The organism is Geobacillus stearothermophilus ATCC 12980, assembly GCF_030369615.1.
GTDB lineage: Bacteria > Bacillota > Bacilli > Bacillales > Anoxybacillaceae > Geobacillus > Geobacillus stearothermophilus.
In genome coordinates this window covers 1007482-1023585 of the sequence record NZ_CP128494.1, presented here as the reverse complement: position 1 = coordinate 1023585, position 16104 = coordinate 1007482, and the positions used below count along the sequence as shown (strand labels likewise).

18 protein-coding genes are annotated in these 16104 nt (G+C 54.9%); all 18 read right to left on the bottom strand.

Features of this window, described 5'->3' with window-relative positions:
- Positions 1-13: 13 nt before the first annotated feature.
- The 18 genes from QSJ10_RS05525 to sucD all read right to left on the bottom strand — a co-directional run bounded on the left by QSJ10_RS05525 (position 14) and on the right by sucD (position 16100).
- Complete coding sequence (locus QSJ10_RS05525) at positions 14-1126, bottom strand: flagellar hook-length control protein FliK (protein WP_033015991.1); 1113 nt, start codon at positions 1124-1126, stop codon at positions 14-16.
- Positions 1123-1422 (bottom strand): magnesium transporter MgtE N-terminal domain-containing protein, encoded by a 300-nt coding sequence (locus tag QSJ10_RS05520; RefSeq protein ID WP_230581358.1) that lies wholly within the window; start codon positions 1420-1422, stop codon positions 1123-1125. The genes QSJ10_RS05525 and QSJ10_RS05520 overlap by 4 nt, the downstream gene beginning before the upstream one ends.
- Positions 1423-1443: 21 nt before the next feature.
- Positions 1444-1725 carry a hypothetical protein gene (locus QSJ10_RS05515; protein ID WP_230581359.1) on the bottom strand — a complete coding sequence of 94 codons (282 nt, stop codon included), beginning with the start codon at positions 1723-1725 and terminating at the stop codon, positions 1444-1446.
- Complete coding sequence (fliJ, locus tag QSJ10_RS05510) at positions 1726-2172, bottom strand: flagellar export protein FliJ (RefSeq protein WP_033015998.1); 447 nt, start codon at positions 2170-2172, stop codon at positions 1726-1728.
- A 38-nt stretch (positions 2173-2210) separates the two neighbouring features.
- On the bottom strand, positions 2211-3476 hold the full coding sequence (gene fliI / locus QSJ10_RS05505) for a flagellar protein export ATPase FliI (protein WP_033016001.1): 1266 nt from the start codon (positions 3474-3476) through the stop codon (positions 2211-2213).
- A 19-nt stretch (positions 3477-3495) separates the two neighbouring features.
- The gene (gene fliH / locus QSJ10_RS05500) at positions 3496-4275 is read right to left on the bottom strand and encodes a flagellar assembly protein FliH (RefSeq protein ID WP_053532430.1); all 780 of its coding nucleotides are present in this window, start codon (positions 4273-4275) and stop codon (positions 3496-3498) included.
- On the bottom strand, positions 4259-5278 hold the full coding sequence (gene fliG, locus QSJ10_RS05495) for a flagellar motor switch protein FliG (protein WP_053532429.1): 1020 nt from the start codon (positions 5276-5278) through the stop codon (positions 4259-4261). Before fliG ends, fliH begins: the two co-directional genes overlap by 17 nt.
- A gap of 12 nt (positions 5279-5290) precedes the next feature.
- Complete coding sequence (fliF, locus tag QSJ10_RS05490; RefSeq protein WP_064213362.1) at positions 5291-6883, bottom strand: flagellar basal-body MS-ring/collar protein FliF; 1593 nt, start codon at positions 6881-6883, stop codon at positions 5291-5293.
- Positions 6884-6967: 84 nt separating this feature from the next.
- Entirely contained in the window at positions 6968-7264 is a 297-nt protein-coding gene (gene fliE, locus QSJ10_RS05485) for a flagellar hook-basal body complex protein FliE (protein ID WP_033016005.1), read from the bottom strand.
- 21 nt (positions 7265-7285) lie between these two features.
- The gene (flgC, locus tag QSJ10_RS05480; protein WP_049624594.1) at positions 7286-7738 is read right to left on the bottom strand and encodes a flagellar basal body rod protein FlgC; all 453 of its coding nucleotides are present in this window, start codon (positions 7736-7738) and stop codon (positions 7286-7288) included.
- Positions 7739-7741: 3 nt separating this feature from the next.
- Positions 7742-8131, bottom strand: a complete 390-nt coding sequence (flgB, locus tag QSJ10_RS05475) for a flagellar basal body rod protein FlgB (protein WP_033016010.1) — start codon at positions 8129-8131, stop codon at positions 7742-7744.
- A 197-nt stretch (positions 8132-8328) separates the two neighbouring features.
- Positions 8329-9108, bottom strand: a complete 780-nt coding sequence (gene codY, locus QSJ10_RS05470; RefSeq protein WP_033016011.1) for a GTP-sensing pleiotropic transcriptional regulator CodY — start codon at positions 9106-9108, stop codon at positions 8329-8331.
- A 16-nt stretch (positions 9109-9124) separates the two neighbouring features.
- Positions 9125-10519, bottom strand: coding sequence for an ATP-dependent protease ATPase subunit HslU (gene hslU / locus QSJ10_RS05465; RefSeq protein ID WP_033008184.1), 1395 nt, complete (start codon positions 10517-10519; stop codon positions 9125-9127).
- Between the two features lie 17 nt (positions 10520-10536).
- The gene (gene hslV / locus QSJ10_RS05460; protein ID WP_033016012.1) at positions 10537-11079 is read right to left on the bottom strand and encodes an ATP-dependent protease subunit HslV; all 543 of its coding nucleotides are present in this window, start codon (positions 11077-11079) and stop codon (positions 10537-10539) included.
- Between the two features lie 24 nt (positions 11080-11103).
- Positions 11104-12006, bottom strand: a complete 903-nt coding sequence (gene xerC / locus QSJ10_RS05455) for a tyrosine recombinase XerC (protein ID WP_033016013.1) — start codon at positions 12004-12006, stop codon at positions 11104-11106.
- A gap of 92 nt (positions 12007-12098) precedes the next feature.
- The gene (gene topA, locus QSJ10_RS05450; RefSeq protein WP_033016014.1) at positions 12099-14174 is read right to left on the bottom strand and encodes a type I DNA topoisomerase; all 2076 of its coding nucleotides are present in this window, start codon (positions 14172-14174) and stop codon (positions 12099-12101) included.
- Positions 14175-14252: 78 nt separating this feature from the next.
- Positions 14253-15134 carry a DNA-processing protein DprA gene (dprA, locus tag QSJ10_RS05445; protein WP_033016016.1) on the bottom strand — a complete coding sequence of 294 codons (882 nt, stop codon included), beginning with the start codon at positions 15132-15134 and terminating at the stop codon, positions 14253-14255.
- 63 nt (positions 15135-15197) lie between these two features.
- Positions 15198-16100 (bottom strand): succinate--CoA ligase subunit alpha, encoded by a 903-nt coding sequence (gene sucD / locus QSJ10_RS05440; protein WP_015374401.1) that lies wholly within the window; start codon positions 16098-16100, stop codon positions 15198-15200.
- Positions 16101-16104: the final 4 nt, after the last annotated feature.

Sequence of the window (16104 nt, the reverse complement as noted above, 5' to 3'; positions counted from 1 at the left end):
TTCTTTTTCCCCCTTATGCGTCAGCTTCGATCCCGTCTAGCGCTAACGGGAAGGAAGATGATGGCTCCCGCTTTTGTTTTTGCCGCGATTCGCCCTGCTGCTGCCCTCCTTGGCGATTCCCGGAATACGGCGGCATCGCGGAGCTGTCATAATCCGACCAAACGGTCCATTTTTCGACCGTGATGGAACTCGCATCAAGCTGCTGAGCAAGCTGCGGCAAGTGGTTGCGGATCAACTCTTCCGCCGCATCGGTCGCCACAAGCAGCCGGGCGGTCAATTTTCCGCCTTCTTGCGCCATTTTCACCGTCACCGTTCCAAGATGTTCCGGATGAAGGCGAATAACAAGCTGCATAACGCCGTTTGGCAGCTTCACCCATCGGCCGAATTGCCATGCACGGGCTACTTGCTCGACAAACGAACTTTCCTTCCCTGCTTCCACCGTCCCCGCCTCATGGCCGCCAGGGACGAATGGAATCAAAGAGGCAAGGTTTGTCGAAACGAGCACACTATGCAGCTGGCGAGCGTCCTCCTGCTGCCGTAAAGAGGCTGGCCCGTACATCGAAGATAAAACTCGCGGCGCCAGCCAGCTGCTTTCACCGTTGGAATGCACCGCCATTTCCTTTCTAGCTCCCTCGGTTCGCGGCAAAATTTGTGAGAAAGGCGGCTGGTGTTCGCCATCGAAACGCCCGTTCATTTCTTTGGCCTGTTGTTCCAGCCAAGCAGCTTTGTCCAACCCGCTATTTTCATCCGTCTGTAGCCAAAAAGACGGAACGGCTGCCAGCGCTTTTGCACCAGCCCCTTCTTGGTTAACTCTTCCGCTTTCCCCATCAGCCGCCAAGGCTTCACCATCATTGTATGCAGCCGCCGGAGGGGCGTTTAAAACGTTGGCAGCGCCAACGTGCATAGCTGAAGCGGCCAGCCATAACGGCTCTGTCCATTCGTCTGTTATTCGCGGCTTCTTTCCTTCCGGCTGGGATGACCGTTCAATCCCCTCCTCAACCGGCAGCTTCCCGGTTTGCTTTTGCGCCAATAATGCCGCAAATGCGCTGGAAGCCGCTGTCTCTTTTCTCGCTGTCAGCTCCACGCCCGTTGGCTGCGGTGCAACTGCTGCGATCATCACTTTCATTCAGCCCCCTCCTCTCTCCCTGCCCATTTATGCAATGACGAAAGCAAGTTCGCCGCCTGCTCGGCCGGCATTTGTTCTAAAATAGCCGCGGCTTTGTCGCTATCGAGCCGGCTCAGCACCTCAAGCGCTTCATCCTCCGGCAGCTTGGCTAAAATAGCCGCGGCCTGCTTGTCTGACATGGCGTCGTACATGCTGATGACATCCACCGCAGACGCTTGTCCGCCGCCTTTTTCCTGCTGGGTCGGCAGCTGTTGCTGCGTCGACAGCCGGGCAATTTCCTCGTCTTTTGCCGCCAATTCGCTTTTTAGCTGCTCAATTTACTTTTTTTGCTTGGCGATCGTTTGGTTTTGCCGCTTGATCGTCTGCTGTTGCGTCTCGATCGTGTTGGCCAGCGTCTTTTCTTTCTTCTTCCAATCAAACCATTCGGCGACGAATGGCACGCTGTCCACCCATTGTTTCGCCTTCACCGCATCAATGCCGGCCGCCTTTGCAATCAGCAAGAGGAAGAAAGCCGCAAAGAGGCTCGGGACGACAACGACGAACAACATCCATTGCCACCGGCTTGCCGTTTCTTCCTGCTGAAGTTTGCTGCCCGCCATCTATAACTCTCCTTGCCGCACAAAGCGCTGAACGGCTATTTCATCGAGCAAACGGCTTTCGGCCTCTTTTTCGCGCTGCTCTGTCCACCGCCGCACGCGCTCCTGCATTTTCTCATACTTTTTCACTTCAATATTGAGCTCAATGAGGCGCTGGTGCCGGCACTGCATTTGCTCGCGCGCCCGCATGACGATGAGCTGATAGTGATCAATGGTTTGTTGCAAACTGGCGAGATACTGCAGCGTATGGCGAATGGCCCCGACAGCGAGGCCATCTTGCAGCCGCCTGTCCCTTTCCGCCTCGCATCGTTCTTTTTCCTTGAGCAACTTGTACAGCGCCTCGGCCGCCTGCTCAAACTTGTGCACCGCTTCTTCGTATTCAGCCAGCGCTGCTTGCTTTTCTTTTTCCTTCATCGTCCATAGTTTTTGCAGCCGAAATGTCGACATCATTGTGGATCACCCTTCCCCCTCTTAACGCTGTGCCCCCGTCATGGCGGCGAAATGAGACGGAAAAGGGCATCAATGCTTTCGGCGCGCGTCGCCTTTTCCTCTATTTCTTGGCGGCAAAACGCCATCATTTGCGGATAACGTTCAATCGCCTCATCAATTTCTCGCGATGCCCCCCGCTTGTACGCCCCTATTTGAATCAAATCCTCCGAATCGATATAAGTGGAAAGGAGACGGCGGAAACGGTTCGCTGCTTCGCGGTGCTCAGCGCTGATAATATGAGGCATGACGCGGCTGACGCTTTTCAGCACGTTAATGGCCGGGTACTGGCCTTTATTCGCGAGCTGGCGTTCCAACACAAAATGGCCGTCCAAAATGCCGCGCACCGCATCGGCAATCGGCTCGTTCATATCGTCGCCGTCAACGAGCACCGTATAAAACGCGGTAATGGTGCCTGAGTCGCTCGTCCCGGCCCGCTCGAGCAGCTTCGGGAGCAAGGCGAATACCGACGGGGTATAGCCCTTTGTAGTCGGCGGCTCGCCGACAGCCAACCCGATCTCCCGCTGCGCCATCGCGACGCGGGTGACCGAATCCATCATCAGCATGACATCCGCCCCTTGGTCGCGGAAATATTCGGCGATCGCTGTCGCGGTGTACGCCCCTTTGACACGCATGAGCGCCGGTTGGTCCGAGGTGGCGACAACGACGACGGAACGGGCCAATCCTTCCGGCCCAAGATCGCGCTCTAAAAATTCGCGCACTTCGCGCCCCCGCTCGCCGATTAAGGCGATAACGTTCACGTCAGCCGATGTGCGGCGGGCGATCATTCCCATGAGCGTGCTCTTGCCGACGCCGGAACCAGCAAAAATGCCGACCCGTTGCCCTTTCCCGACCGCCAGCAGACTGTCGATGACGCGCACGCCGACTTCAATCGGCTCGGCGATCGGCGGCCGGGTGAGCGGATTGGGCGGATCGCGGTCGACCGACACAGGCTTCAGCCCGGGCGGCAGTGGGGCACCGTCCAACGGTTGGCCGAGCGGATCAAGAACCATGCCGATGAGCGCATCGCCCACATACACTTCGAGCGGCTTGCCGGTCGCTTCCACCAAACAGCCGGGGGCGATATGCGTCATGGCGGAAAACGGCATGAGCAAGACGTGGTGCTCGTGAAAGCCGACGACTTCCGCCGGAATTTTCCGGCCACTCGTTTCATGAATGTAGCAAAGGTCGCCGATCGAGCTGCCCGGACCTTTCGATTCGGTCATGAGCCCAACGACGCGCGATACTTTGCCGAATCGTTTGTACAAATCGACGGTGGCGATGTCCTCAAGAAGCGCCTGCCAGTTCAGAGGACATTCCCTCCTTCAGCCGTCTGTAGAGCGCTTCGCGCAGCCGTTCAAGTTGCATGTCTACGCTGGCATCGATGCGGCCGAACGGCGTTTCCACGAGACAACCGTATTCCGGCAACGCCTCATCCGGATAGATGAACAAATCGACACGGTGCGGAAATAGCGATTTCAACAATTCTTGCTGTTCGGCTACCGTCTCATAACAACCCGGATGCACGTAAACGGACACTTCCGTTTGTCGCCGCACTTCCTGCAGCACTTGGCGCACAAGCGGCAAAAACGCGCTCCGGTCTCGCTCGAGCGTGGCGCCGATGATGCGTTCCGCCGCTTTCAGCGCCACTTCGAGCATCATCTCATCCGCCGCCTCGACCTTCGCATAAAATTCGTGATTCATCCGCTCCGCCAAGCGGCGGGCTTGGTCGATCCATTCGCGGTGTTCGCGAAGCGCCGCCTCGCGCCCGGCGGCGTAGCCGTCTTCGTACCCTTGGGCGCGCGCTTCCTGCCTAAGCCGGTCTTTCTCGTGCTCCCATTGCTCCCGTTCACGGGCCAGCTGTTCGCGCACCGTCTCGCAATATTGCTCGGCTTGGCGGCGAAGCGCGGCCGCCTCTTCTTTGGCGGCGGAAATCGCCTCGATTTCCTTTTGCCGATCCTCGTTCGAAGGCGGAACATCGAAAATGCAGCGCTGCACAGCGATCGTCTTTTTGCCGGCGCGCCCGGCCAATGCCGGCGCTTTAATGACGCTAGACAATAATATCATCTCCTCCCCCGCGGGCGATGACGATTTCCCCGGCTTCCTCGAGACGGCGGATAATGGCGACAATGCGCGATTGCGCTTCTTCCACATCACGCAGCCGGACCGGGCCCATATATTCCATTTCTTCTTTGAACGTCTCGGCCATTCTTGTTGACATGTTGCGGAAGACAATTTCTTTCACTTCATCACTCGCCACCTTAAGCGCCAGCATAAGGTCATTGTTATCCACTTCGCGGATGACGCGTTGAATGGCGCGATTGTCGAGCGTAACGATGTCTTCAAACACAAACATCCGCTTTTTAATTTCTTCCGCAAGCTCGGGGTCTTGAATTTCCAAAGCCTCTAAAATCGTCCGCTCCGTGCTTCGGTCGACTTGGTTCAGCACTTCGACGACCGCCTCAATGCCGCCGGTTTGCGTGTAATCTTGCATCACTGTCGCCGACAGCCGCCGCTCCAAAATTTGCTCGACTTCGCTAATGATCTCCGGCGACGTGCTGTCCATAAGCGCGATGCGCCTGGCCACATCGGCCTGCATCTCTTGCGGCAGCGCTGATAAAATCTGCCCCGCCTGCGCCGGGTCTAAATACGAAAGAATGAGAGCGATCGTTTGCGGATGCTCATGCTGAATAAAGTTTAACAGCTGCATCGGGTCGGCTTTGCGGGCGAAATCAAACGGCCGCACCATAAGCGCTGATGTCAGACGGTTGATAATGTTCATCGCCTTGTCCGGGCCGAGCGCTTTTTCCAACACTTCTTTCGCGTAGGCGATGCCGCCTTGGGCGATGTAATCCTGCGCCAAAGCGAGCTGCCGGAATTCCTCAAGCACTTCCTCTTTTTGCTCGGCCGCCACTTGGCGGACGTTGGAAATTTCGAGCGTCAGCTTTTCAATGTCTTCTTCGGATAAATGTTTATAGATGGAGGCCGATACGTCCGGGCCGAGGGAAATGAGCAAAATGGCTGCCTTTTGCCTGCCCGTCAGCCCGCCTTTCCGATCGCGTTTTGCCATACGCCGCTCCTCCTACTCTTCCGATAGCCATGTTTTCAATAGTTTGGCAAACTCATCCGGTTTTTCTTTCGCCAACCGCTCCAGCTGCCGACGGCGCAGCACCGCCTCCGTCTCCGGCGGCTCCGGCAAATCCGGCTCGACCGGAAGCGGCGGGGCGAATGCGAGCTCCTCCTCCTCTTCTTCTTCTTCATCTTCACGGCGGCGGCGCAGCCAGAAGAAGAGCAGTAGGGCAATGAGCAATAGCGCGCCTCCGCCGGCCGCGTACCACCGCCACGCCGGCTGAACCGGCGCCGGTTCGGTGAATGCCGGTTTGCCGTTGAGCTTTTGCACCGAGACGACGACGCGGCTATTGACATCCTGGTCGGTCAGCGCCTGCGCTTCTTCTTTGTCAATCGACGTCCGGACAATCGTCCCTAATAGTTTTTGAATGTCATTGACCGTTTCCGTCGGCAATGAATTCGGATCATCCGGATTTGGCGGCTCGACCATCACTTGAATGCCTAGATCGCGAATTTTATACGGGCTTTCTACGATTTGTTTTTTAATTTTGTTGACCTCATTGTTGATCGTTTCTTCGGTCCGCTCATAGTTTCCGTTCGTTCCGCCGTTTGCTCCTTGGTAGCCCGGCACTTCATTCGTCCCCGTTCCGGCCGTGCCGCCCGGCGGCGCACCGCTTCCCGAGTACGTCTCTTTAATGCGCTGGACGCTGACGGCAATGCCTTCATTGTTCTTTTCGTCCACCGGAGCGACCAACTGCTCCTCTCGCTTTTCCTGTGTAAAGTCGATGTCGGCCGTCACCGAGACAACGACTTTGTCCTGCCCCATCATCGTGCCGAGCATTCGCTGGACTTGCCGTTGAATGTCGCGTTCGATTTGTCGTTTGATCTGTTGCTGCTCAGTGAATGCCGCCGCTGTCGAATTTTTGTTTTCATTTTTCAAATCGAAATACTCAAAAAACTGGTTCATAATGACGATATTATCTGTAGAGAGGTGGGGAACACTTTTGGCGACGAGATGATACAAAGCCCGAATTTGCTCGTCGCTGAATTCATAGCCCGGCTTCGTCTTCAGCACGATCGAAGCCGAGGCTTCCCCCTTTTCATCGGAAACGAATACGCTCGGCTGCGGAAGATTAATCATCACTTTCGCGTCCTCGACGCCGTCGATCGTTTTGATTAAGTTGGCGAGCTCCGTTTGCATCGCCTTCAGTTTCACCATATTAAACTCGTTGTCGGTCATGCCGAAGCTCGCGTTTTGGCCGAAAAACGAATAATCAATAACCCCGCTGTTCGGAATGCCCTCGGCGGCCAGCTCGACTTTCAGCGCATCCACTTGCTCTTTCGGCACTTTAATTGTCGTGCCGCCATCCGTCACTTCGGCGGGAACACCGCGCTGATCCAGCGTCGCCTTGATTTGTCCGGCTTCTTGCGGCGTCAAATCGCTGTATAGAGGCACCATTTCCGTCCTGAAGGCGAAAAAAATACCGAGGCCAAGGATCAAAAGGACCGTAGCCGCGCCTCCGGCGGCAAGCCATTTCTGTTTTTTCGTCCGCTCTTGCCAAAACAAACGGGCCCGGCCCCACCACTCTTTCCACTTGTTGCTCATACGATTCCCCCGATCATCCAGCCATACAGCCGCCGCGGCCACCGTTCGGCCATGGCGGGCTCTGTATGTATCGTCCCTTGCTGTCTACAACGGCATGCGCATCATTTCCTGGTACGCCTCAACCGCTTTGTTACGGATTTCGATCGTCAGTTGCAGCGCGATGCTTGCCTTTTGCGACGCGATCATCACATCATGCAATTGGACGTTTTCCCCACGGACAAGCTTTTCTGTCAGCGCATCTGCCTCGATTTGTGCGTTATTGACATTGTTGAGCGCTTCTTTGAAAAAGGAGGCGAACTGCTTTTGCACCGCTGCCGGCTTCACCGGGCTTGAAGCGGCGGCCGCCGGCGCCAGCCCGATGCGGCTCACTCCATCAACCATTTGTCATTCCTCCTCTTCGGCTTATTTCCCGATTTCAAGCGCCTTCATGAGCATCCCTTTTGAAGCGTTCAGCGCGGTGACATTCGCCTCATACGAGCGCGTCGCACCGATCAAATCGACCATTTCTTTGAGCGGTTCGACGTTTGGCAGGCGAACGTAGCCATCTGCGCCCGCATCCGGATGGTCCGGGTCGTAGACGAGTTTAAACGGAGCCGGATCGTCAGCAATTTCGTGCACCCGAACGCCGTTGCCGACAGCTTCAGCACGTCCGAGGGCGGCCTGCAAATAGCCCGAAAACGCCCCGCTCTGCGGTTCGATGATGACCATTTTGCGTCGGTACGGCTCCCATTCGCCATTGACGAAGCGGGCCCGCGTCGTATCAGCGTTGGCGATGTTGGAAGAAATCACGTCCATGCGCAGCCGCTGAGCGGTGAGCGCCGACGCCGAAATGTTTAAGCTTTGAAACACGGACACAGCCTATTTTCCTCCTTTGATCACCGTCTTTAGCGTATTGAATTTGCCGTTTAACCGCTCAATCAGAGCGTTATAATAAATTTGGTTTCCTGCCAATTTCGACATTTCTTGGTCGATATCGACACTGTTTCCATTATGATTGTAACTGATGCTGGCATTGGTCGTCACGACAATTTTTCCATTCTGTTCGTTTCGAAACGGAAAATGGCGCGGATCCGTCCGTTTGGCCTCAAGGGCAAGCGCCCGGTCAAGCTCCGCCTGAAAGCGCACATCTTTCGCCTTATAGCCCGGCGTATCGGCGTTGGCGATGTTGTCGGCGATCGCCTGTTGGCGAAGCGCAGCGTAGCGAAGCCCTTGTTCAAGCCAACCGATCGTCGCTGAAAAGAGCGCCAATGGAATCCCCTCTTTTCTCCTATTTTTCGACAGTTTCTGCTAATTTTCATTTTACAGGAAAGAAAACCTAATGTATAGACGGAACTTGGTACTATTTTTCGAAGATGCCATGACAGAAAAACGATGCCAAAGATGTTTGTCAACAACAAAAAACCCGCCGGGCCAAAATACCCAGCGGGCTTAGGCAGCTATGCCGTTCAGCTTGATTTCAATTTTTCCAGTTCGCTTAAAAACTTGTCATTCAATACTTTAATGTACGTTCCTTTCATGCCGAGCGAACGCGATTCGATGACGCCGGCGCTTTCAAGCTTGCGCAGGGCGTTGACGATCACCGAACGGGTGATGCCGACGCGGTCGGCGATTTTGCTGGCGACAAGCAGCCCTTCCGTTCCGTCAAGCTCTTCAAAAATATGTTCAATCGCCTCAAGTTCGCTGTAAGAAAGCGAGCTGATCGCCATTTGCACGACCGCCTTGCTGCGCGCTTCCTCTTCGATTTCTTCCGCTTTTTCACGCAAAATTTCCATGCCGACGACCGTTGCGCCATACTCGGCCAAAATCAGGTCATCGTTATCAAACTCACGATCAAGGCGCGACAAAATAAGCGTGCCGAGCCGTTCGCCTCCGCCGTTGATCGGAACGATCGTCGTCAAACCGGTTTTGAACAAGTCACGATTTTCCACTGGAAACGCCGTATATTCGCTATTAATATCGATATTAGGGGACGTTTCCGTAATGTTGAACAATTTTTTCGTGTATTCTTCCGGAAACTGGCGCTCCTCAAGCATCCGTTTCATCCGTTCGTTTTCAATCGACTGTTTAATGGCGAAGCCAAGCAGTTTGCCGCGGCGGCTGACGACGAACACGTTCGCTTCAATGACATCGCAAAGCGTTTCCGCCATCTCTTTGAAATTGACCGGCCGCCCAGCTGCCTTCTGCAGCATGGCGTTGATTTTTCGTGTTTTCTCTAGCAAGTTCATCGAGTCCATCTCCTCCTCATAAAATAAATTCGCTCAAATCTTTGTTTTTGACGATGCTGCCGAGTTTTTGCTCAACGTATTGCGGCGTGATGACGACTTTGTCGAGCCCGATATCGGGCGCTTCAAACAGCAAATCCTCAAGCAGTTTTTCCAAAATCGTATGTAGCCGGCGCGCGCCGATGTTGTCAGTCGTCTGGTTGACTTCGAAGGCCACTTCGGCAATCTTACGAATAGCATCGTCAGAAAATTCAAGACTTATACCTTCTGTTGCCAAAAGTGCCTGATATTGTTTAATGAGCGCATTATTCGGCTCGACCAATATACTTACGAAATCGTCAACCGAAAGTTTCGCCAACTCGACGCGGATCGGAAACCGACCTTGCAGCTCAGGGATCAAGTCGGACGGCTTCGCCATATGAAACGCGCCGGCGGCGATGAACAAAATATGGTCCGTTTTGACCGGTCCGTATTTCGTCATGACCGTCGATCCTTCGACGATCGGCAAGATGTCGCGCTGCACCCCTTCGCGCGAGACGTCGGCCGAGCCGGACACCGCCCCGCTGCGGGCAATTTTATCAATTTCATCGATAAAGATGATGCCCGACTGTTCGGCGAGGCGGACCGCCTCTTGCGTCACTTCATCCATGTCGATCAGTTTTTGCGCTTCTTCATTGATGAGCACCTTGCGCGCTTCACTCACTTTCAGGCGCCGCTTTTTGCGTCGCCGCGGCATCAGGCTGCTGAGCGCGTCTTGCATATTCACGCCCATCTGCTCAATGCCCGTCCCTTGCAAAAAGTCAAAGAGCATTGGCGTCTGCTCCTCAATTTCAATCGTGACCATCTCGTTTTCGAGCTGGCCGTTTGCCAGCTGCCAGGCCACTTGACGCCGTTTTTGCTCGATTTGTTCATCCTCATGGCCGTAGCTGTTGTCCGACGGATTCCCTTGGCCGCCAAACAACAGCTCGAGCGGATTTTTGATCGTTTGCTTTTGTTTGCCCGGAACGAGCAGTTCAACGAGCCGCTTGTTCGCCTGTTGTTCAGCTCGGTCTTTCACCTCATTCATTTTTCGTTCTTTCACGATCCGAACTGACGTTTCCACCAAATCGCGCACCATCGATTCGACGTCGCGCCCGACATAACCGACTTCCGTAAATTTCGTCGCCTCAACCTTGATAAACGGCGCGCCGACGAGCTTCGCGAGACGGCGGGCGATCTCCGTCTTCCCGACCCCGGTCGGGCCGATCATTAAAATGTTTTTCGGCATTACTTCATCGCGCAGTTTTTCATCGAGCAAACTGCGGCGGTACCGGTTGCGAAGCGCGATCGCCACCGCCTTTTTCGCCTCTTTTTGTCCGACGATAAACTGGTCGAGCTTCTCAACAATTTGCCGTGGAGTCAACGATTCCGCCATCATCGGCCTCCTCCTTTTTACAGCTCTTCGACAATAATATGGCTGTTCGTATAAACGCAAATGTCAGCGGCGATCTCCAGCGCCGCCTTCGCAATCTCCTTGGCGGTCATCGAGCCGCCGGCGTACTTCTTCAACGCACGCCCAGCAGCCAACGCATACTGACCGCCCGAGCCGATGGCGAGCATGCCGTCATCCGGTTCAATCACTTCCCCTGTGCCGGAAATCAGCAGCAAATGTTCCTTATCCATGACAATCAACATCGCCTCAAGGCGGCGCAACACTTTATCGCTCCGCCACTCTTTCGCCAGCTCGACGGCCGCGCGCGGCAAGTTGCCGTTGACCTGTTCCAGCTTGCCTTCAAACATTTCAAACAGCGTAAACGCGTCCGCCACTGAGCCGGCAAAGCCGGCTAGCACTTTGCCTTGAAACAGGCGCCGCACTTTTTTCGCTGTATGCTTCATCACGACGGCGTTGCCGAACGTCACTTGGCCGTCGCCAGCCATCGCCGCTGCGCTGTTATGGCGGATGGCAAAAATCGTCGTTGCATGAAAGCGTTCCATCGCTTTCCCCTCCTTACATGCGGGCTATGCCCGCGGATGCGCCTGCAAATAAATATGTCGCAACCGGTCTTTCGTTACATGTGTATACACTTGCGTCGATGACAAATGCGCATGGCCGAGCAGTTCCTGCACCGAACGGAGATCGGCCCCTTCGTTGAGCAAATGAGTCGCAAACGTATGCCGAAGCACATGCGGGCTGATGTTTTGCGTCAGCGCAGCAGCTTCGACAATCCGATCCAAAATATGGCGCACTCCCCGAGGCGTGAGCGGATTGCCTCGGGCGTTGACAAATAAATAGCGGTGGTCCGCCCGCAGCTTTCTGGTCAGCTCGCGTCGGCCCCCATGAATATACCGTTCAAGCGCTTCGCGGGCCGGACGGCCAAACGGAACGTAGCGCTGCTTGTTTCCTTTGCCGTGAATGAGCACAGTTTCCGCCACAAAATCGACATCAGACAGCTGTATGTGACAACATTCACTAACCCGAGCACCAGTCGCGTACAACAACTCAAGCAGCGCCGTATTGCGCTGGCCGAGGGCCGTATTTTCATCATTGACAAGAAACAACGCTTCTAATTCTTTCGGGTATAAAAAATTAGGAATTTTTTGCTCTTTCTTCGGCAGTGTCGCAAGCGCAAACGGATTTTCGGCCGCCCGCCCTTCGCGCATCAAAAATTTGTAAAAGCTGCGCAAACTGGAAATTTTACGGGCGACCGAACGGCTGGCCAAATGCTGGCCATACAGTTTCGTCAAATATAAGCGGACGTCGCTGTAGGCGACTTGGTCAAGCTCATTGATCCCTTCTTCGTTCATGAACTGGAAAAACTGCTCAATATCGCGCCGGTAGCACGCAATAGTATATTGTGAATAATTTTTCTCGATTTGTAAATATTCCATGAACAATTGTAACGCAAATGTCGCATTTTTCATCGCCTCACCCCGCAATGCCTCTACATCGTACCATATGATTGGTTGCAGCGCAACTATTTCTTCTAAAATTCTGAATTGTGTTCAACACTCCGTTATGTTTCCGGCTGTTCTTCATAATCGCAGGCCGTGCACTGCACTTGCACGCCTTTTTTTAACTTTTTCTCGACAAGCAGGCCGCCGCATTTCGGGCATGGGCGGGCAAGCGGTTTATCCCAGGAGACAAAATCGCACTCCGGAAAGCGGCTGCAACCGTAAAAGATCCGCTTTTTCTTCGTGTTGCGCTCGACAATCTCTCCTTCATGGCACTTCGGGCATTTGACGCCGATTTGTTTGACGATCGGCTTCGTATGGCGGCATTCGGGAAAATTGGAGCAGGCGATAAACTTGCCGAAGCGGCCCATTTTGTACACCATCGGGCTGCCGCATATGTCGCAGTCGATCCCGGCCGGCTCGTCTTTAATCTCCACTTCGCGCATTTCTTTTTCCGCCACTTTCAACCTTTTCTCGAACTCGCGGTAAAACTCATCGACGACTTTGATCCATTCCACTTTTCCCTCTTCAATTCCATCCAGCTCTTTTTCCATTTTCGCCGTAAACTCGACATCGATGATTTCCGGGAAAAACTCTAGCATCAGCTCGACAACGATTTCCCCGAGCTCCGTCGGGACGAACCGTTTGTTTTCCAACACGACGTAGTTGCGTTTTTGGATCGTATCGAGCGTCGGGGCGTAGGTCGATGGGCGGCCGATGCCGAGCTCCTCCAACGTTTTGACAAGGCGCGCTTCCGTATAGCGCGGCGGCGGCTGGGTAAAGTGCTGCTTCGGGTCGACCGCCTCGCTCTTGACCGTCTCCCCTTCCGTCAAGTCCGGAAGAAGCCGGTCTTGCTCTTCCGCTTGATCGTCCGTCCCTTCAATATACACTTTCATAAACCCCGGAAACTTCACCGTCGAGCCGCTCGCGCGGAACACGACGCCGTTGTTTTCCAGCTCGACGCTCATTGTGTCGAGCACCGCCGCCGCCATCTGGCTGGCGATAAACCGTTCCCAAATGAGTTTATACAACCGAAACTGGTCGCGCGTCAAATATGGCTTCACGTTCTCCGGATCGCGAAACGCCGAGGTCGGGCGAATCGCCTCGTGGGCGTCTTGGGCGTTCGCGCTGTTCTTTTCTTTCCGCTTCTCCTGACTGACGTACGCCGCGCCGAATTTGGCCTCAATGTACGCTGCCGCCTCTTGCTGCGCCGTTTCGGCGATGCGTGTCGAATCGGTGCGCATGTACGTAATGAGCCCGACCGTTCCTTCGCTGCCGAGGTCGATCCCTTCGTACAGCTGCTGGGCGATCATCATCGTCTTTTTCGTGCGGAAATTCAGCTTACGCGCCGCCTCCTGCTGCAGTGACGATGTGGTAAATGGGGGCACCGGGCTGCGTTTTCGCTCCCGCTTTGTCACCGTTTTCACCGTAAACGCGGGCCCGCTCAAGCGGGCGAGCACCGCTTTGACGTCCGCTTCCGTTTTTAATTCCCGCTTTTCGCCGTCCATCCCGTAAAACGAAGCCGCAAACGCCTCATCCCCTTTTTGAAACGTCGCTTGAATCGTCCAATATTCTTCCGGCTGAAACTGGCGGATTTCTTTTTCCCGGTCGATGATCAGACGGAGCGCAACCGATTGGACGCGGCCGGCGCTCAACCCTTTTTTGACTTTTTTCCATAAGAGCGGGCTGATGTTGTAGCCGACGAGGCGGTCGAGCACGCGCCGCGCCTGTTGGGCGTCGACAAGATTCATGTTGATGGAGCGCGGCTGCTGGAACGACTGTTGAATGGCATCCTTTGTAATTTCATGAAAAACGACGCGGCAGTCTGAGTGAATGTCTAAATCGAGCATGTGGGCCAAATGCCAGGCGATCGCTTCCCCTTCCCGATCCGGGTCGGCGGCAAGAAACACTTTTTTCGCCTTTTTGGCCGCCATTTTCAGCTCCTTAATCACCTGGCCTTTGCCGCGAATCGTAATATATTTCAATGCGTAGCCGCGGTCTATATCAACGCCCATCTGGCTTTTTGGCAAATCGCGAACGTGTCCCATCGAAGCTTTGACCGTATATTTTTTTCCTAAGTACCGCTCGATCGTCTTCGCTTTCGTTGGCGATTCGACGATAACCAAGTAGTCTGACATCCATCTTCCACCCCTAGGAAGTAAATTGAAATCTTCATTATTATTAATGATTATTGCCGCATTTGTCAAACATGATCATTATACGTACGGGAATTCGACGATGATGTCTTCCGCTTCCTGCACTAGTTTTGCCCCGTGCTGAATAAGCGTATTCGGCCCGGCTGCCTCGGCCGCCCCGATCGGACCGGGGACGGCAAACACTTCCCGCCCTTGCTCGAGCGCATACGCGGCGGTGATGAGCGAACCGCTTTTCCGTTTCGCTTGCACGACGAGCGTGCCGAGCGACAGTCCGCTGATGATGCGGTTGCGCGCCGGAAAGTGCCATGCCTGCGGCTTCGTTGCCGGCGGATGTTCGGCGATGACAAGCTGTTCATTCATCAAATAGCGGGCGAAGGGCCAGTGCGCTTTCGGGTAAACATGATCCAGCCCGCCGGCGATGACGGCGATCGTCGTTCCGCCGTACTTGACAGCAAGCCGATGGGCATGAATGTCGATGCCGGCAGCCAGCCCGCTGACGATCGTCCATCCGGCGGCCGAAAGGGGCGGAACAAGCTTGTCAAGCGCTTCGAGCCCGTCTTTGGTCGGGCGCCGCGTGCCGACGATGCTGATCAACTTTGTTTGTTGAAGCAAGCCGGCGTTCCCTTTTGCATACAGCACCCATGGCGGCGCGTAAATATGCTTTAACAGCGGCGGATAGTGATCATCGAACACGGTTATGACGTGAATGCGGCGAGCTTGATACGTTTTGATGAGCCGGTGAAGATCAATGGAATGCAGGTCGCGGAAAAAAGCAGCGAATTGTTGAGAAGTAAGCGGAACGAGCGGGCGAAGGGATTGAGGGGACATGAAAAATGGAGCGGCAAGCGTCGGGTCCGCGTCAAGCAGAGAGCGGATCGTCTTCCAGCCGGCTCCGCGGCAATGGTGAAGATGAATGAGCCGGTCGCGAACTGTATCGTACATACCATTCTCCTTTCTGCGTCAATGGCAAACAGCGCCCCGCACGGCAACGTGCGGAGCCCCATGTTAATGCGTTTTGCATTTTTCGTATAAACCGCGCTCTTTCAAGACCGAAATGAGCGTTTCGCCGATGACGGCCGGCGTTTCCGCTACTTTGATGCCGCATTCGGTCATTTTCTTGATTTTTTCCGCCGCCGTGCCTTTGCCGCCGGAAATGATAGCGCCGGCATGGCCCATCCGTTTGCCCGGAGGCGCCGTTTGCCCGCCGATAAAGCCGACGACCGGCTTCGTCATGTTCGCTTTCACCCATTCGGCCGCTTCTTCTTCCGCCGTGCCGCCGATTTCGCCGATCATAATGACCGCGTACGTCTCCTCGTCTTCGTTAAACGCCTTCAGCACATCGATGAAATTCGTGCCGTTGACCGGGTCGCCGCCAATGCCGACCGCCGTCGATTGGCCGATGCCGGCTTGCGTCAATTGGTGAACCGCTTCATACGTCAGCGTGCCGGAGCGCGAGACGATGCCGACGTGCCCTTTTTTATGGATGTAGCCCGGCATAATGCCGATTTTGCACTCTTCCGGCGTAATGACGCCCGGGCAGTTCGGGCCGATGAGGCGAGTCTTTTTCCCTTCCATGTACCGCTTCACTTTCACCATATCGAGCACCGGAATGCCTTCGGTGATGCAGACGACAAGATCAAGCCCGGCGTCGACCGCTTCCATAATAGCGTCTGCAGCAAACGCCGGCGGAACGTAAATGACCGAGGCGTTCGCGCCTGTTTTTTCGACCGCTTCGGAAACGGTGTCAAACACCGGCACGCCTTCGACTTCCGTGCCGCCTTTGCCCGGCGTAACGCCACCGACAATGTTCGTGCCGTATTCAATCATCTGTTTTGTATGAAACAGCCCTTGCGAACCGGTAATCCCTTGTACGATCACTTTCGTATCTTTATTGACAAAAACACTCACGTGT